The 22,422-nt window shown below is 64.4% G+C and carries 22 protein-coding genes and 2 tRNA genes; 9 read left to right on the top strand and 15 right to left on the bottom strand.

Annotated elements, in window-relative coordinates:
• Window positions 1-4: 4 nt before the first annotated feature.
• From C4S70_RS01945 to C4S70_RS01920, 6 genes are all read right to left on the bottom strand, one after another.
• Window positions 5-1,384 (bottom strand): aldehyde dehydrogenase family protein, encoded by a 1,380-nt coding sequence (locus tag C4S70_RS01945; protein ID WP_104006408.1) that lies wholly within the window; start codon window positions 1,382-1,384, stop codon window positions 5-7.
• 98 nt (window positions 1,385-1,482) lie between these two features.
• Window positions 1,483-2,847, bottom strand: a complete 1,365-nt coding sequence (locus C4S70_RS01940; protein ID WP_104006407.1) for a glutamine synthetase family protein — start codon at window positions 2,845-2,847, stop codon at window positions 1,483-1,485.
• Between the two features lie 95 nt (window positions 2,848-2,942).
• Window positions 2,943-3,980, bottom strand: coding sequence for a TRAP transporter substrate-binding protein (locus C4S70_RS01935; RefSeq protein WP_104006659.1), 1,038 nt, complete (start codon window positions 3,978-3,980; stop codon window positions 2,943-2,945).
• An 89-nt stretch (window positions 3,981-4,069) separates the two neighbouring features.
• Entirely contained in the window at window positions 4,070-5,398 is a 1,329-nt protein-coding gene (locus C4S70_RS01930) for a TRAP transporter large permease (protein ID WP_104006406.1), read from the bottom strand.
• Window positions 5,398-6,066 carry a TRAP transporter small permease subunit gene (locus C4S70_RS01925; protein ID WP_104006405.1) on the bottom strand — a complete coding sequence of 223 codons (669 nt, stop codon included), beginning with the start codon at window positions 6,064-6,066 and terminating at the stop codon, window positions 5,398-5,400. Before C4S70_RS01925 ends, C4S70_RS01930 begins: the two co-directional genes overlap by 1 nt.
• A gap of 13 nt (window positions 6,067-6,079) precedes the next feature.
• Entirely contained in the window at window positions 6,080-6,871 is a 792-nt protein-coding gene (locus C4S70_RS01920; RefSeq protein ID WP_104006658.1) for an N-formylglutamate amidohydrolase, read from the bottom strand.
• Window positions 6,872-7,004: 133 nt separating this feature from the next.
• On the opposite strand from C4S70_RS01920, the gene C4S70_RS01915 reads away from it, so the two are divergent.
• The 4 genes from C4S70_RS01915 to C4S70_RS01900 all read left to right on the top strand — a co-directional run bounded on the left by C4S70_RS01915 (window position 7,005) and on the right by C4S70_RS01900 (window position 8,427).
• Window positions 7,005-7,874, top strand: coding sequence for a MurR/RpiR family transcriptional regulator (locus tag C4S70_RS01915; protein ID WP_104006404.1), 870 nt, complete (start codon window positions 7,005-7,007; stop codon window positions 7,872-7,874).
• 101 nt (window positions 7,875-7,975) lie between these two features.
• Window positions 7,976-8,052, top strand: a tRNA-Asp gene (locus C4S70_RS01910).
• 41 nt (window positions 8,053-8,093) lie between these two features.
• Window positions 8,094-8,170, top strand: a tRNA-Asp gene (locus C4S70_RS01905).
• Window positions 8,171-8,196: 26 nt separating this feature from the next.
• Window positions 8,197-8,427: an RND transporter gene (locus C4S70_RS01900; protein WP_104006403.1), complete on the top strand. Its 231-nt coding sequence runs from the start codon at window positions 8,197-8,199 to the stop codon at window positions 8,425-8,427.
• A gap of 13 nt (window positions 8,428-8,440) precedes the next feature.
• Here C4S70_RS01900 and C4S70_RS01895 read toward each other — a convergent pair whose 3' ends face one another.
• Complete coding sequence (locus C4S70_RS01895; RefSeq protein ID WP_235003638.1) at window positions 8,441-8,854, bottom strand: hypothetical protein; 414 nt, start codon at window positions 8,852-8,854, stop codon at window positions 8,441-8,443.
• Window positions 8,855-8,879: 25 nt separating this feature from the next.
• Window positions 8,880-9,287, bottom strand: a complete 408-nt coding sequence (locus C4S70_RS01890; protein WP_104006401.1) for a hypothetical protein — start codon at window positions 9,285-9,287, stop codon at window positions 8,880-8,882.
• A gap of 165 nt (window positions 9,288-9,452) precedes the next feature.
• Here C4S70_RS01890 and C4S70_RS01885 point away from each other — a divergent pair, with 165 nt between their 5' ends.
• Complete coding sequence (locus C4S70_RS01885) at window positions 9,453-10,583, top strand: beta-ketoacyl-ACP synthase III (RefSeq protein WP_104006400.1); 1,131 nt, start codon at window positions 9,453-9,455, stop codon at window positions 10,581-10,583.
• A 22-nt stretch (window positions 10,584-10,605) separates the two neighbouring features.
• Here the strand turns inward: C4S70_RS01885 and C4S70_RS01880 are convergent, their stop codons facing one another.
• A complete protein-coding gene (locus C4S70_RS01880) occupies window positions 10,606-11,082 on the bottom strand; it encodes a phage regulatory CII family protein (RefSeq protein WP_104006399.1) in 477 nt (158 codons plus the stop codon).
• A gap of 341 nt (window positions 11,083-11,423) precedes the next feature.
• On the opposite strand from C4S70_RS01880, the gene C4S70_RS01875 reads away from it, so the two are divergent.
• Window positions 11,424-12,005 carry a thymidine kinase gene (locus C4S70_RS01875; protein ID WP_104006398.1) on the top strand — a complete coding sequence of 194 codons (582 nt, stop codon included), beginning with the start codon at window positions 11,424-11,426 and terminating at the stop codon, window positions 12,003-12,005.
• 4 nt (window positions 12,006-12,009) lie between these two features.
• On the opposite strand, the gene C4S70_RS01870 is transcribed toward C4S70_RS01875, so the two are convergent.
• The 6 genes from C4S70_RS01870 to C4S70_RS01845 form a co-directional block, all read right to left on the bottom strand.
• Complete coding sequence (locus C4S70_RS01870) at window positions 12,010-12,348, bottom strand: tRNA-binding protein (RefSeq protein ID WP_104006397.1); 339 nt, start codon at window positions 12,346-12,348, stop codon at window positions 12,010-12,012.
• Window positions 12,341-13,156, bottom strand: coding sequence for a pyrroline-5-carboxylate reductase (gene proC / locus C4S70_RS01865; protein WP_104006396.1), 816 nt, complete (start codon window positions 13,154-13,156; stop codon window positions 12,341-12,343). Before proC ends, C4S70_RS01870 begins: the two co-directional genes overlap by 8 nt.
• A 40-nt stretch (window positions 13,157-13,196) precedes the next feature.
• The gene (locus C4S70_RS01860) at window positions 13,197-13,697 is read right to left on the bottom strand and encodes a type III secretion system chaperone family protein (RefSeq protein WP_104006395.1); all 501 of its coding nucleotides are present in this window, start codon (window positions 13,695-13,697) and stop codon (window positions 13,197-13,199) included.
• A gap of 288 nt (window positions 13,698-13,985) precedes the next feature.
• The gene (locus tag C4S70_RS01855) at window positions 13,986-15,149 is read right to left on the bottom strand and encodes a M20 aminoacylase family protein (protein WP_104006394.1); all 1,164 of its coding nucleotides are present in this window, start codon (window positions 15,147-15,149) and stop codon (window positions 13,986-13,988) included.
• Between the two features lie 40 nt (window positions 15,150-15,189).
• Window positions 15,190-16,368, bottom strand: coding sequence for an acetylornithine deacetylase (gene argE / locus C4S70_RS01850; protein ID WP_104006393.1), 1,179 nt, complete (start codon window positions 16,366-16,368; stop codon window positions 15,190-15,192).
• Window positions 16,369-16,375: 7 nt separating this feature from the next.
• Window positions 16,376-18,208 carry an ABC transporter ATP-binding protein gene (locus C4S70_RS01845; RefSeq protein WP_235003637.1) on the bottom strand — a complete coding sequence of 611 codons (1,833 nt, stop codon included), beginning with the start codon at window positions 18,206-18,208 and terminating at the stop codon, window positions 16,376-16,378.
• Window positions 18,209-18,483: 275 nt separating this feature from the next.
• Here C4S70_RS01845 and C4S70_RS01840 point away from each other — a divergent pair, with 275 nt between their 5' ends.
• From C4S70_RS01840 to C4S70_RS01830, 3 genes are all read left to right on the top strand, one after another.
• Window positions 18,484-20,190 (top strand): peptide ABC transporter substrate-binding protein, encoded by a 1,707-nt coding sequence (locus C4S70_RS01840; RefSeq protein WP_104006656.1) that lies wholly within the window; start codon window positions 18,484-18,486, stop codon window positions 20,188-20,190.
• 109 nt (window positions 20,191-20,299) lie between these two features.
• Window positions 20,300-21,307, top strand: coding sequence for an ABC transporter permease (locus C4S70_RS01835; protein ID WP_104006392.1), 1,008 nt, complete (start codon window positions 20,300-20,302; stop codon window positions 21,305-21,307).
• The gene (locus tag C4S70_RS01830) at window positions 21,300-22,271 is read left to right on the top strand and encodes an ABC transporter permease (RefSeq protein WP_104006391.1); all 972 of its coding nucleotides are present in this window, start codon (window positions 21,300-21,302) and stop codon (window positions 22,269-22,271) included. Before C4S70_RS01835 ends, C4S70_RS01830 begins: the two co-directional genes overlap by 8 nt.
• Window positions 22,272-22,422: the final 151 nt, after the last annotated feature.

The raw sequence follows: 22,422 nt of genomic DNA, 5'->3' as shown, positions 1-22,422 counted from the left end.
ATTCTTACACCGTCTTTTTCAAGTGATAGGATTTCGGCCGCGTCAGCGCGTGAAAGCCAAGGACGCTCAACCCCGCGCCGCGCCCGGTATCCTTGCATCCAGTCCAGCACAAGCCCGGATCCAGGTAGTCGCAGCGGTTCATGAACACGGTTCCCGTTTGCAACCGCCGCCCGATCTCCTCGGCCTTGTCCGCGTCCCGCGTCCAGATGGAACAGGTCAGCCCGAACCGGCTGTCATTCATCAGCCCGATCGCCTCTTCGTCGTCGCGCACGGCCATGATGCCGACCACGGGACCAAAGGTTTCCTCGCGCATGATCTCCATGTCATGGGTGACACTGGTCAGGATCTGCGGCGTCAGATAGACCCCGCCATCATCCTGCGGGAAGGGCTCGATATGCGCCACGGCCCCCTGCGCCACGGCATCCGCGATCTGCCGCCGCGCCAGTTCGGCAAAGCGGATATTCGCCATCGGCCCGATCGTCGTCTCGGGGTCCAGCGGATTGCCCAGCTTCATCCCTTTCACCAAGGCAACCGACTTTTCGACAAAGGCGTCGAACAGGCTGTCATGGACATAGATCCGCTCGATCCCGCAACAGCACTGGCCCGAGTTGAACATGGCCCCGTCCATCAGCGTCTCGACCGCCGCATCCAGATCCGCATCGGCACGCACATAGCCCGGATCCTTGCCGCCCAGTTCCGTCGAAACGGGGATGAAGGTGCCGGCAGCGGCGCGCTCCATCGCCTGCCCGCCGGCCACCGACCCGGTGAAGTTCACGAAATCCACATGCCGGTTCGCGATCAACGCCTCGGTGGCGTCGTGATCCAGCACCAGGTTCTGGAACACATCTTCGGGAACGCCCGCCGCATGAAACGCCTCGACCAGCCGTTCCCCCACCAGCAGCGTCTGCGCGGCATGTTTCAGCAACACCGTGTTGCCGGCGATCAGCGCCGGCGCCACGGTGTTGATCGCCGTCATGTAGGGGTAGTTCCACGGCGCGATCACCAGCACCACTCCGTGCGGTTCGCGTTCGATCTTGCGCAGGAAAGCGGGCGAATCCTCCACCATGATCGGTGCCAGCGCCTCATGCGCGATATCCGCCATGTAGAGCGCGCGCTCCTCGAACCCCCGAAACTCGCCGCCATAGCGCACCGGCCGGCCCATCTGCCAGGCCAGTTCCTCGGCCATCCGGTCGGTGGTCCTGCCCACCTCCGCCACCGCCGCCCGCACCAGCGCGATCCGCTCGTCCAAAGGCCGCGCGGCCCAGGCCGCCTGCGCCCCCCGAGCCCGGTCCGCCGCCGCCTCGGCCTCCTCCCGCTCCAGAACCCGCCGCTCCAGGTAAACCGACCCGTCGATCGGCGAAATCAACTTGACAGTTCGTGTCATGTCACCACCTCGGGACCGGGTCCGCGCCCCGCCCCTTCATCTTGCTCCAAATACTCCCGCCGGAGGCATCCGGGCGCCGCCAGGCGCCCGGATTTCCGTCAGGCCCGTTCGAACCCGCGCGCGATCTCCCAGTCGGTGACCACCCGGTCGAATTCCTCCTGCTCCCATTCGGCACAACGGGTGTAGTGATCCACCACCGCATCCCCCATCGCCTCGCGCAGCATGGCCGAGTTGCGCAACGTCTCGGTCGCCGCGCGCAGAGTGCGGGGGATCTCGCCGCCCTCGACATCCTCGTAAACGTCGCCGCTGGCCGGCGGCGCCAGTTCCATTCCGTCCTCCAACCCCTTGATTCCGGCGGCAATCATCGCCGCAAGCGCCAGATAGGGATTGATGTCCGACCCGCCGATCCGGCACTCCATCCGCACCGCCTTGGTCCCCTCGCCGCACAGGCGGAACCCGGCGGTGCGGTTGTCCACCGACCAGACCGTCCGGGTCGGCGCAAAGGTGCCCTTCATGAACCGCTTGTAGCTGTTCACATAGGGCGCAAGAAAGAACGTGTAATCCGGCGCATGGGCGATCATGCCGGCGCAGAACTGCCGCATGGTTTCGGACATGCCATGCGCGGCCTCCGGGTCGTAAAAGGCCGGCTCCTCCCCGCGCCACAGCGACAGATGCACATGGCTCGCGCTGCCCACCTTGGCGTGGCTCCATTTCGGCAGGAAACTCGCGGCATGGCCTTGGCTCCACGCAATTTCCTTGGTCGCGTGCTTGGCCAGCGTGTGGTGATCGGCACAGAGCAGCGCCTCGGCATAGCGGATATTCAGCTCTTCCTGCCCGGTTTCCGCCTCGCCCTTGGTGTTTTCCACAGGCACGCCGGCGGCGACCAGATGGTTGCGCAGCGGGCGCATCACCGCCTCTTCCTTGCTGGTCTGCAGGATGTGGTAATCCTCGTTGTAGCCGGAAATCGGCTCCAGATCGCGATAATCCGACTTGCGGATCTCCTCGTAACTCTTTTCAAACAGGAAGAATTCCAGCTCTGTCGCGGCCATCGCCGTCAGCCCCCTTTCGGCCAGGCGCGCGATCTGACGCTTGAGCACCTGGCGCGGGCTGTGGGGGACGGGTTCGTGCGTGTGGTGGTCCAGGATGTCGCACAGCACCATTGCCGTGCCCTCCAGCCAGGGCAGCGGCCGGATCGTCGTCAGATCGGGCTTCATCACATAATCGCCATAGCCCGCCGCCCAGCTCGTGGCCTTGTAGCCGTCGGGCGTCGCCATCTCCAGATCGGTCGCCAGCAGGTAGTTGCAGCAATGGGTCTCTTCCCAGGCGTGATCGATGAAGTTCGCCGCGTGGAACCGCTTGCCCATCAGGCGGCCCTGCATGTCCACGAGACAGACAAGCACTGTGTCGATGCTTCCGTCCTCGACGCGCGATTTCAGATAGTCAAAGCTCCAGGGGGCAGGCATTGGCGTTCATCCCGTTTGTCAGTCGCGGATCGGCCCCGGCGCGAACCGGGGCCTCTCGGTTGCCAGGGGCGCGGCCCGGCCGGGCCGCGTCCATGTCAGGTATAGCGATAGGGCCGGCCGGCCTTGGCCATCACGGCGTTGTATTCCTTGATCTTGGCGACCACCTGCGCCTTGACCTCGGACTCGCTGGCGATCTCGTCCCAGAACTTCTGCGCCTCGGCCTCGACCTGGGCCCATTCCTCGTCCGGGATCGCGGTCAGCTTCAGCTTGGTGCCGTTGACCCGCAGCGCGGCCTCGCCGCCCCAATACCACCACTGCCGGCGGTAATGGCTGGAATCGCAGCACACCTGGAACAGCGTCTTGAGGTGATCGGGCAGATCCGCCCACCGTTGCATGTTGACGAAGAAATGCCCGATCCACGCGCCCGAGATGTTGTTGGTCAGGAAATAGTCGGTCACGTCCGCCCAACCGACGGTGTAGTCCTCGGTGATGCCCGACCAGGCGATGGCGTCGATCTCGCCGGTCTGCAGGGCGACCTCGACGTCTTCCCAGGGCAGCGTCACCGGCACGATGCCGAAACGCGACATGAACCGCCCCGCGGTGGGAAAAGTGAAGACTCGCAGTCCGTCCAGATCCTTCAGCGAAGTCACCGGCTTCTTGGTAGCGAAATGGCACGGATCCCAGGCCCCGGCCGAGATGTGCTGGACGCCCACCTTGGCGTATTCGGCCTTCCAGATCTCGTCCAGGCCATACTGATTGAACAGCACCGGCACATCCAGGCTGTAGCGCAGGGCAAAGGGGAAATAGCCGCCGAACACGGTCACTTCGGTGGGCGAGGCCATGGAATCGTCATCCGACTGCACCGCGTCGATCGTGCCCTTCTGCATCGCCCGGAACAGCTCGCCCGTGGGCACCAGCTGGTCGGCGGTATAGAGCTCGATCTGCATCTCGTCGCCGGCAATGGCGTTGAACTTGTCCACCATCGGCTTGACCACCTGCTCGGCCAAAGCCGGGCCGGCATAGGTCTGAAGCCGCCACTTGATCTTGGCGCCTTGGGCGTGAACGGCCGGGGCGGCGAGGCTCGCCGCAGCGCCGACGCCGGCGGTTTTCAAAAACTTGCGTCTTGTCGTCATATCGAAGTCTCCTTGCTGAACTTTGCTTTCAGTGTTGTGCCCGGCTCCTTTGGCGGAGTTCTTGTTGTCATCGTGATCCCGTCTCATCGTCATCGCCCCTCGTAGACCAGTTCCGGCAGCCACAGCGCGATCTCGGGGAAGATCATGTTGATGGCCAAGGCAAAGATCATCACGCCGACAAAGGGGATGATGGATCCGTAGATGTCGCGCATGGTGATCTCGGGCGGGGCCATGGCGCGCATGAGGAACAGGTTGTAGCCGAAGGGCGGCGTCATGTAGGCGATCTGCGTGGTGATCGTATAGAGCACGCCATACCACACCAGGTCGAAGCCCAGTTCGCGCACCAGCGGAATATAGAGCGGCGCCACGATCACCAGCATCGCCGTGTCGTCCAGAAAGGTGCCCATCACCAGAAAGCTCAGCTGCATCAGCACCAGGATCATCCAGGGGGAAAGCCCCAGCCGTTCGGTGAACAGCCTGTCGATCGCCTGCACCGCGCCCAGCCCGTCAAACACCGCGCCGAACCCCATCGCGGCGACGATGATGAACATGAACATGCAGCTGACCGCCAGCGTCGAGCGCACCGATTTCTCGAACACCTTCCAGGTCATGCGCCGCTTGATGACGGCGGCGACAAAGGCGGTCATGGCACCGATGGCCGAGCTTTCGGTGAGCGACGTCCAGCCCTTCACGAAGGGGAACATCATGGCAAAAAAGATCGCCAGCGGCAGAAGCCCCGCCCGCAGCAGACGCAGCTTTTCGGTCATGGTGATCTCGGCCCGTTCCTCAGCGCTCAGCGTCGGTCCCAGCGACGGCGTGATCCGGCAACGGATATAGATGTAGATGATGAACAGCGCCGCCATCATCAGCCCCGGAATGACGCCGGCCAGCCACAGCTGCCCCACCGGCTGGCGGGCAATCATCGCATAGAGTACCAACACCACCGAAGGCGGCACGAGGATGCCAAGGCTGGATCCCGCCTGGATCACCCCGGTGATCATCTTCTTGTCGTAGTCGCGCTTCAGCAGTTCGGGCAGCGCGATCGTCGCCCCGATCGCCATGCCCGCGACCGAAAGCCCGTTCATGGCCGAGATCAGCACCATCAGCCCGATCGTGCCGATCGCCAGCCCGCCGGGCACGGGCCCCATCCAGACGTGAAACATTCTGTAAAGGTCGTCGGCGATCTTCGATTCCGACAGCACGTAGCCCATGAAGATGAACATCGGCAGGGTCAGAAGCGGATACCACTTCATCAGCTTCATCACCGCCGCAAAGGGAATGTCCGACCCGCCCGTCCCCCACAGCCACAGCGCCGAAATGGCCGCCACAAAGCCGATCGCGCCGAACACGCGCTGCCCGGTCAACAGCATCACCATCATGACCGAGAACATGAAGAGGGCGATCATCTCATGGGACATCAGGCGCCCTCCTCTTCACGGAGGTCGTCACAGATGTCTTCTTCGTGGTGCTTGTGGGCGGGGGAGTCCTTGTAGAGATCGACCCCCCGGATCAGGGCCAGATCCTTGAAGAACTCGGAAACCGCCTGCAGCAGCATCAGGAAGATGCCGATCGTGGCAATGACCTTGACCGGCCAGAGATAGGGCCGCCACGCGGTGGGGGACCGTTCGATATAGCCCAGCTTTTCGGCCGCCGCGTCCGGCCCGCCGGTCAGCAGCGCGGCAAAGAAGTCGCGGAAGAAGTGATAGGGCTGATCCCCGAAATAGCCCAGCGAATAGGCGGTGGATTCGATCGCCCCGTGGATCATCACCGCCAGGTAGAAGATCAGGAACCAGATGGTGAAGACGTCCATCCACGCCTTCTGCCGCGGGGTCCAGCTGCCATAGAACAGGTCCATCCGCACATTCGCCCCCAGCTGGATCGAATAGGGCCCGCCCAGCAGGTAATAGGCCACCAGCGCGAACTGCGCGACCTCCAGCGTCCAGCGCGACGGCACGAACAGAGTCTTGCTGATCGACGACCACAGCAGCACCGCGACCATCACGAACAGGCCATACATGATGATCCGGCCCAGCCGGTAGTTGATCGCATCCACCGTGCGCACATATCCGACGATCACGCGGGGCATGGGAACTCCGGTTTCATCCTTTCCGTTCTCCTCCCTCTTTCGCGGCGGCAATGGCTTCCTCCAACCATCCCGCCAGCAACCGCGCCATCCCGGCGCAGTCGTCGGGGGTGCGAAGAAGATCGTTCCGCACCTCGATCATCACGTTCAGCAGCCCGCGCGGCAGCCCGTGGCGGCGCAGCGTGTAGGTCACGCCGTCCTCGGGGCCGTAGGGGTCATTGCGGGCGACCCGCAGCTCCGTGTGCCGGCCGGCGCTCTCCAGCATGGCATCGGCCAGCCGCGAATCCGTGTCGTGCAGGATGCCGATCTGCGCCGCGCGCGGCCGGCCCATGTAGACCGGCGTGAAACTGTGCACCGTCACCAGAACCGGCGGGTCCGCGCGCGCATCCAGCGTTTGTTCCACCAGCGCCGAGAAGGGCACGAACACCTCGCGCACCCGCTGCGCCCGCTGCGCCTCGGTCAGCCCCTCGTTGCCCGGCACCACGATTCGTTCGCTGCGCGCGGGCATCGCGTCCGGCGCCTCGGGCGGGCGGTTACAGTCATAGACCAGGCGGCTGACGCAGGAATGGACCAGCGGCGCGTCCATCGCCTCGGCCATGGCCCGGGCCGTGTCCAGCGCACCGATGTCCCAGGCCGCGTGAGACCGCCGGCCGGCCTCGTTCAACCCCAGCCCGCCCAGGGCGGCCGGGATGAACCGGCTGGCATGTTCGCAGACCAGAACGACCCCGGCCCGCCCGCCGGGATTGAAGACGCGCGCCGCGGGGCGTTCGTCTTCGGTCAGCAAAAGTGAATCGGTGTCGGCAGCCATGTGAAACATTGGCTACAGCATTCATTCACCTGTCAAGAATTTTTCTGTAGACATATTTTCACAGACCAATAACCTGTAACAAACGCTAAAATACGAGGCACCCGTGGCCCCCACGACGCGACTGGTCAAGCAGATGATTCAGGACAGCATGGACGACCTGACCCGGTCGGAACGCCAGCTGGCCTCGGTTCTGCTGCAGGATTACCCGATGGCGGGACTGCAATCGATCACCAGGCTGGCCACGGCGGCGGGCGTATCCACCCCGACCGTCATCCGCATGGCCCGCAAGCTGGGATTCGAGGGCTTCCCGGCGCTTCAGGACGCGCTGCGCGCCGAACTCGCCGCACAGATCAAGAAGCCGATTTCCAAGCGCGACGACTGGGGCTCCGATGACGGCGCGCGCCACCTTCTGTCCCGCTTTGCCGAAGCCGTCAGCGAAAACATGCGCCACACGCTGGACCGGATCGATCCCGCCCTTTTCGACACGGTGGCACGGGTGCTGGCCGACACGCGCCGGACGGTTTACGTCGTGGGCGGCCGGATCACCCGGTCGAACGCGGACTACCTGTTCAACCATCTCCAGATCATCCGCCCCCATGTCACGCAGCTGGGCAACTCCACCAATGTCTGGCCGCAATATCTGCTGGACATGGATGACCGCACCGTTCTGGTGATCTTCGACATCCGCCGCTACGAGGCCGATCTGGAGCGGCTGGCCAAACTGGCCAGCGAACGCGGTGCCACGGTGGTGCTGTTCACCGATCAATGGGGCTCGCCGATCGGACGGGTTGCCGATTTCACCTTTCACGGGCTGGTCGAGGCGCCGTCGAGCTGGGATTCGACCATAGCGCTGATGCTGATCGCCGAAGCTCTGATCGCCGAGGTGCAGAACATGCGCTGGGAAGAGGCCCGCGAGCGGATCGAGGAGCTGGAGGCGATGTTTTCCTCCACCCGGCTGTTCCGCTCGCAGGGGGGGCTGAAGCCGGACGGATGCGAGGCGTGATTTTTTTGCACAAGGCATTTTTTTCGCCAAACCCCGCTTGACGGGAAATGGCCGGCACCATAATACACCCGGGCATCCGGGATGACCCGGATCGGCAGCGAGCGGTTGTAGCTCAGTTGGTTAGAGTACCGGCCTGTCACGCCGGGGGTCGCGGGTTCGAGCCCCGTCAACCGCGCCACCGCTGCCAGAACCCCGGCCCGGGAAGGGCACCGAAAATGCGCGGTTGTAGCTCAGTTGGTTAGAGTACCGGCCTGTCACGCCGGGGGTCGCGGGTTCGAGCCCCGTCAACCGCGCCACTTCTTCTTTCGCAGAGGGTTTGCATATGGGCGCGCTGCTGGATCAGGTTTCATGGCCGCTGGCGATCATTGCCGCGCTGACGCTGGGCTTGGCGCCGTTCCTGCCCGAGCCGCATATCTGGGAAAAGCTGAAGATGCTGGCGGCGGGCACGCTGACGCGCCCGATCGACATCTTCGACCTCATCCTGCACGCGGCCCCCTGGGCGCTGCTGCTGGCCAAGACGGTCCGGTCAGTCACGACCGCAAACCCCGGCTAAGCGCCGAATCCCGTCAGAAATCCAGGAAAAGATCGTCGTAGCAGTAGTTCCGTGCCGAGGCGGCGGTCAGGTTCTCTCCCACCTTCTTCACCGACAGCGAATAACTGTCCGGCGCCGGTCCCTCCGGCGGCGGCGTCAGCGAGAACCGCACGCCCCGCTTGCCGGACCGGAACTGGCTGGCGCCGATCGGAACCGACACATAAATCCGCTGGGTCGCGGCCGTTCGCAGCTGGGTGATCGCGTAGTCGCCCGCAGCGCACCAGTAGTCCTGGGTCCGGGAACTGCTGCGGTTCACCACCTCGAACACGCCCTTCGAAATCGGGAACACCTCGCTGCGATTGACAGCACGCCATTGGGCGGACGCCATCCCCGGCAACGCGATCAGTCCGGCCGCCACGATGGCCCGGAACGCCAATGATGTCCGCATCCTGTTCATTCCCGAACCTTCACGCCTAGAATCGCCCGAAAGGGACATTGCACTGGGTATTGGCCAACTGGACGGACATGTGCTCTCCTGCCTTCAGGGAATTGAGACTGATCGACCCGCCGGAAGGCGTCACCCCGGCCGCGGCGGGATCCAGCGTGAACTGGACCGCCGTTCGGCGGTTCGTGGTGACGCTGGGCCCTCGACCGCGCACTACGAAAATCTCGGCACTCCAGGACGCCCCCAACTGCATCCGCGCATATTCCGAGGCAGCGCACCAGATGTCGGGGCCGTTCGACGCGCCGCGCGGAACCACCTCGAAAACGGCGGCGTCGACCTGATTCACGCGCGCCCCGTTGCGGCTGGTAAAGGCATAGGCTGGCTGCGCGGCCACGGCAAAGGTCAACACCGCGGCAAAGACATGGAAAAAACGCATCGGAACAATCCCCTCAAGCCAGCGGCGACATGCTATCCCAACTCCGGCAGGTTGCCACGTCAAATATCCGTCAGCGCCGACAATTCGCCCCCATCATCCGTCTGCCCCCCTTGACCTTGCCCCGCCTTTGCGGCCACATCGCGGAACCTTCCGACGGAGTCCGACATGCATACGCCAGCCATCACCGGAACCGGTGTCTTCACGCCCGAACAGGTCATCACCAACGCCGAACTGGTCGCGGCCTACAACGCCTATGCCGACCGTTTCAACGCCGAACATGCCGAAGAGATCGCCGCCGGAACGGTCGAGGCCAAGGAACACTCGTCCGAGGAGTTCATCGTCAAAGCCTCGGGCATCGAGCGGCGGCATGTGATCGACAAGACGGGCATCCTGGATCCGCAGGTGATGCACCCGCTGCTGCGCCAGCGCAGCGACGATGAACCCTCGCTGATGGCGGAAATGGCGCTGGACGCCGCGCACAAGGCCTTCTCGCAGTCCGGCAAGACGCCTGCGGACGTGGATGCCGTGATCTGCGCCGCGTCGAACATGGAACGGGCCTATCCGGCCATGGCCGTGGAAATCCAGAATCTGTTGGGGATCAAGGGCTTTGCCTTCGACATGAACGTGGCCTGTTCGTCGGCCACCTTCGGCATTCAGGCCGCCGCCGACATGATCCGGGCCGGCACGGTCCGCTCGGCGCTGGTGGTCAACCCCGAGATCTGCTCGGGCCACCTGGAGTGGCGCGACCGCGATTGCCACTTCATCTTTGGCGATGTGGCGACCGCCACGCTGATCGAACGGGTCGAAGACGCAAGGGGCCCGCATTTCGTGATCCGGTCCACCCGCTGCGCCACGCAGTTTTCCAACAACATCCGAAACAACAACGGCTTTCTTCGCCGCTGCCGGCCCGACGGGATGAAGGACCGGCGCGACATGCAGTTCATGCAAAACGGCCGCAAGGTGTTCAAGGAAGTCGTGCCGATGGTCAGCCAGCACATCGCCGAGCACATGGCCGCCGAAGGGATCGCGCCATCGGACCTGAAACGGATGTGGCTGCATCAGGCCAACAAGTCGATGAACGACTTCATCGGCAAGAAGGTGCTGGGCCGCACGCCCACCCCCGAGGAACAGCCCAACATTCTGCAGGAATACGCCAACACCTCGTCCGCGGGGTCGATCATCGCGTTCTCGCAGAATTCCGACGACCTGAGCGATGGCGACATCGGCGTGATCTGTTCGTTCGGCGCGGGCTATTCGGTCGGATCCGTGATCGTCGAGCGCCGCAGCGCCGCCTGATCCGGGCACCTGATCCGGGGCGTCATTTCACCACCGAAACCTTCTGCTCCTCGAGATGCAGCTTCATCTCGACCAGGACCTGCTGCAGCGCCTGGGTTTCCTGCAGCAGCCGCTTGGCCTCGGCGGCGGTGATGACCCCGTCCTCGATCGCCTGCTGGTATTCCGCCATCAGCATTGCGAACCGCTGGCTCAGCGCGACCACATCCGCATTCACCCCGCCGTCGCGCGCCGCGTTCGGGCGGCGATGGTTATCATCGAAGGAAATCGAGATACCCTGCAGTTCGGCCAGCGCCCCGGTCACATGCGGATAGGACGCCGCCGCCTCGAGCTGCGCCACCGCGTCCACCGGCATGAACCGGTCGGCGTGTTCCTCATGCTCGGAATAATACCGCCCCAACGTAGCCTTGGACTTGCCCGTGATCCGGCAGGCCGCCTCGATCCCGACATCCTTGACCAGGGCCTCGGTATGTTTCTTCAGATAGGCGCCGATATCGGCCATGCGTGTCCCCCCGGTCGCGCTCCGGCCGCCTTCCCGCCAGCCGGGGGAAGATGCGCCGACTTTTCCCATTAACGACTTGTAAGCGAACTGCGATGCTCTTGTCATCCCCTCGGTGAAACGGGGGGACCGTGAGTGGTGGGCGGCAATTTCCGTCAGTTAAAGAGTGGGCCGCGGGGGTGTTGTCACCAAGTGTTTTCCCGCGGCTCGGACTGCCGAGCGGGTCGGCTGCATGTCCATCCCCAGGGACAAGTGTCCCCATGTCATGGACCCGCTCGAGCAGACCGGATTTCCCGCGCCTGCGGGCGCTTGCCGCTGCGCCGGACAGCGCGTAAACGGCCGTCATGGCCAAGCTCTACTTCAACTACTCGACCATGAATGCCGGCAAGTCCACGGTGCTCTTGCAGGCGGCGCACAACTACCGCGAAAACGGGATGGAAACCTATCTGCTGACCGCGCGGATCGACGACCGCGCGGGGCCGGGACGGATCGCGTCGCGCATCGGCATCGGCGCGCAGGCCGACACCTTCCAGGCCGGCGACGATCTGTTCGCGCGAATCCGGGCGCGGCTGGAACGGGGTCCGGTCGCCTGCGTCTTTGTGGACGAGGCGCAGTTTCTGACCCCCGAACAGGTCTGGCAACTGGCGCGCGCGGTCGATGATCTGGGCGTGCCGGTGCTGTGCTATGGTCTGCGGGTGGATTTCCGGGGCCAGCTTTTCCCCGGTTCGGCCACGCTTCTGGCGCTGGCCGACGAGATGCGCGAGGTGCGCACCATCTGCCATTGCGGGCGCAAGGCGACGATGGTGGTGCGCAAGGACGAAACCGGGCGCGTCCTGACCGATGGAGATCAGGTGCAGATCGGCGGCAACGAAACCTATGTCAGCCTTTGCCGCCGCCACTGGCGCGAGGCAGTGGGCGATCGCTGAGGCGCTAGAACAGCCGCCCACCGCTGGGCACGTCCTTGTCCGGCGCAATCAGAACGACCTCGCCCGCCGCATCCGGCACGCCCAGAACCAGCACTTCGGACATGAACTTGCCGATCTGGCGCGGCGGGAAATTGACCACCGCCATCACCTGACGCCCGACCAGATCCTCGGGCGCATAATGCGCGGTCAGCTGGGCCGAGGACTTTTTCTCTCCGATTTCGGGGCCGAAATCGACCCACAGCTTGATCGCGGGCTTGCGCGCCTCGGGATAGGGTTCCGCGCGGGTCACGCGGCCCACGCGGATATCCACCTTGAGGAAATCGTCAAAGGATATCTCATCCACGGGACAGCTCCTTCGACCGTTCGGTGGCCGCCGCCACCGCGCGCCGCATCAGGGCCGGAAAGCCGGTTTCGGGATCCATCAGAACCTCCAGCGCGGCCTGCGTGGTGCCGCCGGGGCTGGTGACATTCACCCGCAGCTGCGCGGGCGATTCGTCGGACGCCTCGGCCAGCGCCCCTGCCCCGGCCACGGTCGCCTTGGCCAGAGTCATCGCCAGATCCGCCGGCAGGCCCTGCGCTTCGCCCGCCGCAGCCAGCGTTTCGATCAGGTGGAATACATAGGCCGGGCCCGAGCCGCTGACCCCGGTCACCGCGTCCATCTGCGATTCGCTCTCCAGCCGCACCGTCCGCCCCACGGCGGCCAGCAGCGATTCGGCCATTTCCATGTCGGATTCGGTCGCATGGGCGTTGCCGATCAGCGCGGTGATGCCCCGCCGGATGGCCGCCGGGGTGTTCGGCATGGCGCGAATGACGGGGGTGCCCGCGCCCATTGCCTGTTCGAACGCCGCAATCGGCGTGCCGGCGGCGATCGACAGGAACACCGTCCCGCCGCCGCCCAGTGCCTTGAGCGCCGGCAGCGCCTCGCCCATCATCTGCGGCTTGACCGCGACCAGCGCGATTGCCGGTCGTTCCGGCAGCGGCGCGTTCAGATGCACCCCCTGACGCTTCAGCCAATCGGACGGGTTGGGATCGATCACCCAGACCGAGGCCGGCGACAGCCCGCCCTCGAGCCAGCCGGCCAGCAGGGCCGACCCCATCTTGCCACAGCCCAGAAGCACCAGCCCCTGGTCGGCGACGCGCGACATGCTCATGAAATGCCCCTCCCCTGATCGTTCGGTTCGGGGCCCAGACTTACGCTCGGCCGTAGGCCTCTGCAATGGCGACGTCCAGCGCCTGTGCCGGGCTCTTGTCGCCCCACAGCAGCACCTGCACCGCCGGATAGTAGCGTTCGGCGCTCAGCACCGCGGCGCTGATCATCGTGTCGATCTGTTCGGGCGAAGCCACCTGCCCGCCCGCCAGCACCAGACCATAACGATAGATCATCATCTGCTGTTCGGCCCAGTAGGTGAAAGAGCCGGCCCAGCACTTGTCATTGATCTCGTTCAGCAGGTGATACAGTTCGGGCAGCCGTTCTTCGGGCGGCTGCATCTCGAAACTGCAGATCAGCCGCAGCGTTTCGTCGTAGCCCGACCAGGCCAGCGTGATCGAATAGGTCCGCCACTGGCCCTCGACCGCCATCGCGATCTGGTCGTCCCCGATCCGGTCGAAGTCCCATTCGTGATGCTCGGCCAGATGCTCGACAATGTCGATGGGATGGATTTCCTCTTCGAAGATCTGCTCGGAAAGGGCCATGACGTCACCTCTCGGTTCTCTGCCAGCCTGAGCGGGATCTTGGCGTTCGCCCGGATCACGCCCCAAGAACTGGTTGCCTGCTCAAGAAACCTGCGTGTTTCGCAGTGTTCCTACCAGATATGGTGCTGCGCCCAAGGCGATCTGGCAAGCATTATTTTGGGGATAACGCCAATAAGTTGTGGATGAGCCCGGCCCGTGCCCGAGATGTTGGCGGCCTTCTCCGACCGAGGCACGACAAATGGCGGCCCGATCTACCGGGCCGCCATTCGATGGGAAACGGGCTGTCGGTCAGTCCGCCGGCATCCGCGATTCGACGATCTCCGCCCACCAGGAACATCCGGCGGGAATCGCCTCGTCGTTGAAGTTGTATTCGGGGTGGTGGACCATCGCGGTGTCGCCATTGCCGACCAGGATATAGGCGCCGGGCCGTTCCTCGAGCATGAAGGCAAAGTCCTCGCCCCCCATGACCAGCGGGGCCTCGTCGCACTGACCGGATACCTTGCGCGCGACATGCGCCGCGAATTCGGTCTGTTCGGGGCTGTTTACCATCACCGGATAGCCGCGGTGATAGTCGATGCTCACCGAACCCCCGAAGGTCGCCGCGACGCCGTTGCAGATCTCCTTGAGCCGGTTCTCGGCCAGATCCCGCATTGCATGACTCATGGTGCGCACCGTGCCGCGCAGGTGCACCTTTTGCGGAATCACGTTGAAGGCGGTCGAGGAGGTTTCAAAGGACGTCACCGACACCACCACCTGGTCCACCGGGTCGGCATTGCGGCTGGCGATGGTCTGCAGCGCCAGCACCGCCTGCGCGGCCATCACCGTGGTATCCACCGTCTCCTGCGGCTTGGCCGCGTGACCGCCCTTGCCCTCGAACTCGATGTCGAACTGGTCGGTGGCGGCGAAGAAGGCGCCGGGGCGGATTGCGAAACTGCCCACCGGCTTGCCCGGCCAGTTGTGCATGCCATAGACCTCCTGGATGCCCCAGCGCTCCATCAGGCCGTCGTCGCACATCTCCTTGCCGCCGCCCCCGCCTTCCTCAGCGGGCTGGAAGATGACGACCGCCGTGCCGTTGAAATTGCGCGTCTCGGCCAGGTATTTCGCCGCCCCCAGCAGCATCGCCGTGTGCCCGTCATGGCCGCAGGCATGCATCGCGCCGGGTGTTTTGGAGGCATAACCGACTCCGGTCTGTTCATGGATCGGCAGCGCGTCCATATCGGCGCGCAGCCCGATCACCCGCCCCGAATCGGTGGACTTGCCCTTGATCACGCCAACGACTCCGGTGCGGCCGATGCCGGTCACCACCTCGTCGCAGCCGAATTCTCGCAGCTTTTCGGCCACCAGCGCACTGGTGCGATGGGTTTCGAACAGGATCTCGGGATGTTCGTGGATGTCCCGCCGCCAAGCGGTGATCTCGTCATGCAGTTCTGCAAAGCGGTTCTTGACTGGCATCGGCTCTCACACTCCTTTTCACAATTCTCTCGGGCGGCGCTCAGCCGGCCCGCAGCCGCTCCAGCAGCCGTTCCATGAAGGCCTGACCGGCCCGGAACTGCGCCACGGTCAGGTATTCGTCGGGCTGGTGCGCCTGCGCGATGTCGCCGGGGCCGCAGATCACGGCGGAATAGCCGGCGTGCTGGAACTGGCCGGCCTCAGTGCCGTAGCTGACCACATGCACGCCGTTGTCGCCGGTGATGGCGCGCGCCAGCGCCTCGGCCTCGCCGCCACGACCGCCCTGCCCCTCGGGCACCAACGGCGGCACGTCAAAGATCTGTTCCAGCGCGATTCCCGCCTCGGGGCGCACCGCCTTCATGCCCTCCTCGACCGCGCGCACCTTTTGCAGATAGCGCAGCGACCAGTCCTCGGGGTCCTCGCCGGGCACCACGCGGAAGGTCATGACAAAGCGACAGTCGCGGGCGGTGATGTTTTCCGCCGTGCCGCCGTGGACGGTGCCCACATGCGCCGTGGTCCAGGGCGGGTCGAACAGCGCGGCAAGGTCCGAGGGCGGCCGGGCGGCGTTTTCGGCATTCACCGCATTGGCCCAGTCGATCAGCCGCGCCGCCTCCATCACGGCGCTGACGCCCTGATGCAGCAACGACGAATGCACCTCGACCCCCGTGACACGGGTGGCGATGCCGATGCTGCCCTTGTGGCCGGTGACGGCCTGCATCATCGACGGCTCGCCCACGATCACCGCGCTGCCCTTGGGCAGAACCGTCTGCATCGCCTCGATCATGCCCGGCGCGCCGGTGCAGCCGACCTCTTCGTCATAGCTCAGCGCCAGTTGCAGCGGCCGGGCCACGCCGCGCGCATGCGCCTCGACCAGCGCCCAGATCGCCAGTGCGTCAAACCCCTTCATGTCGCAGGTGCCGCGCCCGTAGAGCCGCCCGTCGCGTTCCACCAGCCGGAACGGATCGCTTGCCCAGGGCTGGCCGTCCACGGGCACCACGTCGGTATGGCCCGACAGAACCACGGCGCCCTCCTGCCACGGGCCGACATGGGCGAAAAGCGCCGCCTTTTCGTTGTCTTCGCTGTAGTGCCGGTGGGCGGTGATGCCGTGGCCCTTCAGATACTCCTCGACCCAGTCCACCAGCGGCAGGTTCGACTCGCGGCTGACCGTCGGGAACGAAATCAGGCGTTCGAGAATCTCCAGCGGCGACAGCTTTGCGGCCATGCCCACCTCAATACCCGCTGTCGGTCGTCAGCACGAAATGGCCGGGCTCGACCTCTTCGTATTCCGACGGCGCGGGTTCGTAATCCAAAGGATGAATGGGCGACGGTATCGGTTTGAAGTTCAAATCCTTTTCCGACTTGCGCCTATGCGGATCGGCGATCGGCACCGCCTTCATCAGCGCCTGGGTATAGGGGTGACGGGGGTTTTCGAACACCGCCTGCCGCGGCCCCATCTCGACGATCCGGCCCAGATACATGACCCCCACATGATGGCTGACCCGCTCCACCACCGCCATGTCGTGGCTGATGAACAGGAAGGACAGCCCCAGTTCCGCCTGCAGCTCCATCATCAGGTTCAGAACCTGCGCCTGCACGCTCACGTCCAGCGCCGACACCGATTCGTCGGCAACGATCAGCTTGGGATTCAGCGCAAGCGCCCGCGCGATCGCCACCCGTTGGCGCTGTCCGCCGGACAGCTCGTGCGGATAGCGGCGCAGGAAACTGCGCGGCAGTTCCACCCGGTCGAACAGATGCGCCACGCGGTCGGTGATCTCGCTGCCCGAGGCGATGCCGTAGTTGCGCAGCGGTTCGGCCACCTGATCGACCAGCTGCATCTGCGGATTGAGCGAGGCGAAGGGATCCTGAAAGATCATCTGCATGTTGCGCCGCGCCTCGCGCAGGCCGTCGGCGTCGAGCTTCATGATGTCCAGGCCGTCCAGGTCGATCTCGCCGGCCAGCGGCTCCACCAGCCGCAGGATGGAGCGCCCCGCCGAGGACTTGCCGCAGCCCGATTCGCCCACCAGGCTGAGCGTCTGGCCCTTGTTGAGCGTGAATGACACGTCCTCTACCGCGTGGACATTGGCGATGGTGCGGCGGAAAAAGCCCCCCTTGACCGGGAACCGCGTGACCAGCCCGCGCACCTGCAAGAGCGGCTCGTCCGTGCCCCGGATGGGGCGCAGATCCTGATCCTCGACCCCCAGAAGCCGCATCGGTTCCGGGTCCGGCCTGCCGCGCATCTCGCCCAGTTTCGGCACCGCCGCCAAAAGCGCCTTTGTGTAGTCATGCCGGGGGTTTGCAAAGATTTCCTCAACCGGCCCTTCCTCGACCTTGCGGCCGCGATACATGACCACCACCCGGTCGGCCATCTGCGCAACCACGGCCATGTCGTGGGTGATGAACATCACCGCCGTGCCGGTTTCCCGCTTGAGCCGGTTCATCAGCGCCAGGATCTCGGCCTGGATCGTCACGTCCAGCGCCGTGGTCGGTTCGTCCGCGATCAGCAGGCGCGGTTCGCAGGCCATGGCCATGGCGATCACCACCCGCTGGCGCATGCCCCCCGACAGTTCGTGCGGATACTGTTTCAGCCGCCGCTCGGGTTCGGGGATTCGCACCTGCCGCAGCAGCTCCACCGCGCGCGCCTCGGCCTCGGCGCGGGTCATCCCCATATGCAGGCGCAACCCTTCGGTGAGCTGCCGGCCCACGGTGAAAACCGGGTTCAGAGCGGTCATCGGCTCCTGAAAGATCATGCCGATTTCGTTGCCGCGGATGTGGCGCATCAGGTTGGTGTCGGCCTGCGCCAGATCAACCACGCCGCCCTCGCGCCGGTCGAACAGCAGACGCCCGCCCGCGATATGGCCGCCGCCGAATTCCACCAGCCGCATCAGCGACAGCGACGACACCGATTTGCCGGATCCCGATTCGCCCACGATGCAGACGGTTTCGCCGGGCTTGATGTCGAAGGACACGTCCTCCACCCCAACGACGGTGCCGTCGCGGGTTTCGAATTCGACCCTGAGCCTTTCGACCTTGGCAAGCGGTTGATCCAGCGGTTGATCGAGCACGTCAGCCCCCCCTGTTGTCGCGCCCCGGACGCTAAGACCAGCCGCACCCCGAAGTCAAACCCCAGACTGAAATTCCCATTACACGGGCTTGCAATTTTGAAAACTTCTGTTTCGATAGCTGCGTATCCGCGGACCGGGGGGCGCTGCGCCGCATTGTTGAAACCATCGTTAACAAGTTGTTGCAAAAGCGTTCCCGGACTTCGCGGCACCGGACCCACCGGCACAAGGCCCGTGGGCCGCAACGAACACGAGAGTGTCCAAAACGGGAGAACATGATGAAGATGAAGGCGCTTTTGCTCGGGGCTGCGGCCTCGTTGGCTCTGGCCCCCGCGGCATTTGCCGGTCGCGGAACAGATGGCGAGGTGAAGATCCTCTACTGGCAGGCTCCGTCGATCCTGAACCCCTATCTGTCGGGCGGCACCAAGGACGTGGAATCGGCCTCGATGATCATCGAGCCGCTGGCGCGCTATGACGAAAAAGGCAACATGGTGCCCTTCCTCGCCCAGGAAATTCCGACGCTGGAAAACGGCGGCGTCTCCGAGGATCTGACCACCATCACCTGGAAGCTGAAGCCCGGCCTGAAATGGTCCGACGGCACGCCGGTCACCTCCGAGGACGTGAAGTTCACCGCGGACTACTGCATGCACCCCGAAGGCGGCTGCGCGCAGCTGTCGTTCTTTGACGGGGTGGAAAAGGTGGAGACCCTGGACGAGCTGACCGTCAAGGTCACCTTCGACCAGCCCAAGCCCAACCCCTATGGCCCCTTCGTCGGCGGCCAGTCGCCGATCATCCAGAAGAAGCAGTTCGAAAACTGCATGGGCGCCAAGGCCCCCGAATGCACCGAAGCCAACTTCAACCCGATCGGCACCGGGCCGTTCAAGGTGGTCGAGTTCAAGCCCAACGACGTGATCACCATGGAGGCCAACCCCAACTATCGCGACCCGGACAAGCCGGCCTTTGCCAAGGTCACCTTCAAGGGCGGCGGTGACGCCACGGCGGCGGGCCGCGCGGTGCTGGAAACGGGCGAGTTCGACTATGCCTGGAACCTGCAGCTTGCGCCCGACGTGATCGCCAACATGGAAAAGGGCGGCAAGGGCAAGGCGATCGCCGGCTTCGGCCCGCTAGTCGAGCGGCTCGAGATGAACCTGACCGATCCCTCGCCGTCGCTGCCCGAGGGCGAGCGTTCGACGCGCAAGCATCCGCATCCGTTCCTGTCGGACAAGCGCGTGCGGCAGGCGCTGAGCATGGCGATCGACCGCGAACTGCTGGTCGAGATCGGCTATGGAAAGGCGGGCAAGGTGACCTGTGATCTGGTGCCGGCGCCCGAAATCTATGCCGCCAAGAACGACTACTGCCTCAAGCAGGACATCGACGGCGCGAACAAGCTGCTGGACGAGGCCGGCTACAAGGACACCAACGGCGACGGCATCCGCGAAACCCCGGACGGCAAGCCGCTGAAGATCCTCTATCAGACCTCCACCAACGCGGTGCGTCAGGACTTCCAGGCGCTGATCAAGGAATGGTGGCGCCAGATCGGGGTGGACACCGAACTGCGCAACATCAACGCCAGCGTATTCTTCGGCGGCGACCCGGGCAGCCCGGACACGTTCCAGAAGTTCTATGCCGACGTGCAGATGTATGCCAACACCTTCAACGGCACCGACCCGCAGCAGTATCTGGCCGCCTATCGCTGCGGCAACGAGCCGAAGCCGGAAAGCCAGTGGCAGGGCGAGAACATCAACCGCTACTGCGACCCGGAATACGACAAGCTGATCGACGAGCTGGCCCGGACCGGCGACATCAACAAGCGCGCCGAGATCGCGATCAAGATGAACAACATGCTGACCAAGGACAGCTATACCATCGTGCCGCTGGTGCACCGCGGCCGAGTGTCGGCCCACTCCAACACGCTGGGCGGCGTGGTGCTGAACGTCTGGGACAGCGAGTTGTGGAACGTCGCGGACTGGTATCGCATCAAGTAAGCTGCTAGACGACCGGCGGTCCCTGCTTTCCGGCGGGGGCCGCTCTTGCCCGTTTTCCACGTTTTTCGTCCATGACCGATCCGACACCGAGTCTCACGGGGCGCGCTGAATGCTGACCTTCACCATCCGCCGGCTGGTGCTTGCGGTTCCGACGCTGATCTTCATTTCGCTGGTGATCTTCCTGCTGCTGCAGCTCGCCCCCGGTGACCCGATGGCGCAGGTGCCGCTGACCGTACCGCCCGAGGTTAAGGAGAAGATGCGCGAAGCCCTGGGGCTGGGCCAGCCGCTGCACATCCAGTACTGGAAATGGCTGGTCCAGTTTTTCTGGATCGAACCGCAGGTGCTGATCGATCACTACCTCGGCACGAGCTTTTCGCAGGGCGATCTGCGCGTGATCTCCTGGCAGACCCGCAGCCCGGTCATGGACATCGTGATCCAACGCATCCCCCAGACGCTGTGGGTGGTTGGCACCGCCTATGTGGTCGGCATCCTGATCGCGCTGCCGATCGGGATCTATTCGGCCTATCGGCAATATTCCTGGTTCGACCAGGCCGGCACCTTCGTTTCGATGGTCGGGTTTTCGGTGCCGCCGTTCTTTTCCGGGGTGCTGGTGATCGTGATCTTTTCGGTCCACCTTGGCTGGTTCCCGTCGATCTATGACACCACCCATGTGGTCGATGACTGGGACAGCTTCGTCTATCAGCTGCGGCAGATGATCATGCCGGTCATGGTGCTGGCGCTGCAGATCACGGCCCAGATCAGCCGGTTCATGCGCGCCTCGATGCTGGACAACCTCAACCAGGATTACGTGCGCACCGCCCGCGCCAAGGGGCTGGGCGAATACACCGTGGTGATGGTGCATGTCCTGCGCAACTCGATGATCCCGGTCGTGACGGTGATCGCGCTGGGGGTGCCGTCGATCTTTGGCGGGGCCATCATCACCGAACAGGTGTTCAAGGTGAACGGGATCGGCCAGTTGCTGATCGGTGCGATCCAGGCCAACGACCTGCCGATGGTGCAGACGCTGACCTTCATTTTTGCGGTGCTGATCGTGCTGTTCAACCTGATTGCCGATGTCCTCTACGGCCTTCTCGATCCGAGGATCCGCTATGACTGACAAGGAACGCTTTGTCCCCGACGAGGGCCTTGCTCCGGCTTCCACCGTGCTTCCGGCGGCCGGAGAGCTGGACGAATTCACCAAGCCGCCGCGCAGCCAGTGGGCCAATGTCTGGGACCAGTTCAAGACGCACAAGGGCGCGCTGTGGGGCGGCATCCTGTTCCTGCTGATCGTGGTCACGGTGTTTCTCGGACCCTATGTCTGGACCATCGACCCCACCCATATCGACATCCGTGCCCGCAACCAGGGGCCCAGCCTAGCCCATCCCTTCGGCACCGATCAGCTGGGCCGCGACATGCTGGCACGGATGATGGCCGGCGGGCGGACCAGCGTGTCCGTGGGCATCGCGGCGATGCTGCTGGCGCTGGGGCTGGGGTCGTTGATCGGCGTCATGGCCGGATTCTTCAAGCGGCTGGACGGTCCGCTGATGCGTCTGACCGACCTGTTCCTCGCGCTGCCGCTTCTGCCGCTCCTGCTGGTGATGATGATGCTGTTCCGCGAGCCGTTGAATGCCACTTTCGGGCCGGAACAGGGGATCTTCATTCTGATCGTCTGCGCCATCGGCATCACCAGCTGGATGCCCACCGCGCGGATCGTTCGTGGCGACGTCCTAGCGCTGAAGGAGCGTGAATTCGTGCTGGCCGCGCGATCCATGGGCACCACCAACACCAAGATGATCCTGCGCCACATCCTGCCCAACGTGCTGTCTCCGATCATGGTGTCGGCCACGCTCGGCATCGCCACGGCGATCATCACGGAAAGCGCGCTCAGCTTTCTCGGGCTCGGCTTCCCGCCGGACTTCCCCACCTGGGGACGGCTGCTGTTCGACGCAACCGACTATCTGCAGCAATATCCCGAGCGCGTTTTCTGGCCGGGCATGGCAATCTCTCTGACGGTGCTGAGTGTCAATTACCTGGGCGACGGACTGCGTGACGCGCTGGACCCGCGGATTCGCGGGCGATAGGGTTTCGGATTGGCTGCGCCAATCCGACCGAAGCGAGGGGCTCTGCCCCTCGCGCTCCCCGGAGTATTTTCAGCAAGATGAGGAGGCGAGTTGTCCGCGAGCGTGCTCAGACCGATGCAGCCAGTATCTGAAGGCTCTGGCGAAAGCGCTC

The sequence above is a fragment of the Jhaorihella thermophila genome (genome assembly GCF_900108275.1).
Taxonomy (GTDB): domain Bacteria; phylum Pseudomonadota; class Alphaproteobacteria; order Rhodobacterales; family Rhodobacteraceae; genus Jhaorihella; species Jhaorihella thermophila.
Note: the sequence above shows the minus strand (reverse complement) of the source record. Positions and strands in the feature narration are given on the sequence as shown.

Excerpts from the sequence above, each read along its gene's own strand:
- C4S70_RS01945 (WP_104006408.1), bottom strand. The coding sequence starts at position 1,384 with ATGACACGAACTGTCAAGTTGATTTCGCCGATCGACGGGTCGGTTTAC.
- C4S70_RS01940 (WP_104006407.1), bottom strand. The coding sequence starts at position 2,847 with ATGCCTGCCCCCTGGAGCTTTGACTATCTGAAATCGCGCGTCGAGGAC.
- C4S70_RS01935 (WP_104006659.1), bottom strand. The coding sequence starts at position 3,980 with ATGACGACAAGACGCAAGTTTTTGAAAACCGCCGGCGTCGGCGCTGCG.
- C4S70_RS01930 (WP_104006406.1), bottom strand. The coding sequence starts at position 5,398 with ATGTCCCATGAGATGATCGCCCTCTTCATGTTCTCGGTCATGATGGTG.
- C4S70_RS01925 (WP_104006405.1), bottom strand. The coding sequence starts at position 6,066 with ATGCCCCGCGTGATCGTCGGATATGTGCGCACGGTGGATGCGATCAAC.
- C4S70_RS01920 (WP_104006658.1), bottom strand. The coding sequence starts at position 6,871 with ATGGCTGCCGACACCGATTCACTTTTGCTGACCGAAGACGAACGCCCC.
- C4S70_RS01915 (WP_104006404.1), top strand. The coding sequence starts at position 7,005 with ATGATTCAGGACAGCATGGACGACCTGACCCGGTCGGAACGCCAGCTG.
- C4S70_RS01900 (WP_104006403.1), top strand. The coding sequence starts at position 8,197 with ATGGGCGCGCTGCTGGATCAGGTTTCATGGCCGCTGGCGATCATTGCC.
- C4S70_RS01895 (WP_235003638.1), bottom strand. The coding sequence starts at position 8,854 with ATGCGGACATCATTGGCGTTCCGGGCCATCGTGGCGGCCGGACTGATC.
- C4S70_RS01890 (WP_104006401.1), bottom strand. The coding sequence starts at position 9,287 with ATGCGTTTTTTCCATGTCTTTGCCGCGGTGTTGACCTTTGCCGTGGCC.
- C4S70_RS01885 (WP_104006400.1), top strand. The coding sequence starts at position 9,453 with ATGCATACGCCAGCCATCACCGGAACCGGTGTCTTCACGCCCGAACAG.
- C4S70_RS01880 (WP_104006399.1), bottom strand. The coding sequence starts at position 11,082 with ATGGCCGATATCGGCGCCTATCTGAAGAAACATACCGAGGCCCTGGTC.
- C4S70_RS01875 (WP_104006398.1), top strand. The coding sequence starts at position 11,424 with ATGGCCAAGCTCTACTTCAACTACTCGACCATGAATGCCGGCAAGTCC.
- proC (WP_104006396.1), bottom strand. The coding sequence starts at position 13,156 with ATGAGCATGTCGCGCGTCGCCGACCAGGGGCTGGTGCTTCTGGGCTGT.
- C4S70_RS01860 (WP_104006395.1), bottom strand. The coding sequence starts at position 13,697 with ATGGCCCTTTCCGAGCAGATCTTCGAAGAGGAAATCCATCCCATCGAC.
- C4S70_RS01855 (WP_104006394.1), bottom strand. The coding sequence starts at position 15,149 with ATGCCAGTCAAGAACCGCTTTGCAGAACTGCATGACGAGATCACCGCT.
- argE (WP_104006393.1), bottom strand. The coding sequence starts at position 16,368 with ATGGCCGCAAAGCTGTCGCCGCTGGAGATTCTCGAACGCCTGATTTCG.
- C4S70_RS01840 (WP_104006656.1), top strand. The coding sequence starts at position 18,484 with ATGAAGATGAAGGCGCTTTTGCTCGGGGCTGCGGCCTCGTTGGCTCTG.
- C4S70_RS01835 (WP_104006392.1), top strand. The coding sequence starts at position 20,300 with ATGCTGACCTTCACCATCCGCCGGCTGGTGCTTGCGGTTCCGACGCTG.
- C4S70_RS01830 (WP_104006391.1), top strand. The coding sequence starts at position 21,300 with ATGACTGACAAGGAACGCTTTGTCCCCGACGAGGGCCTTGCTCCGGCT.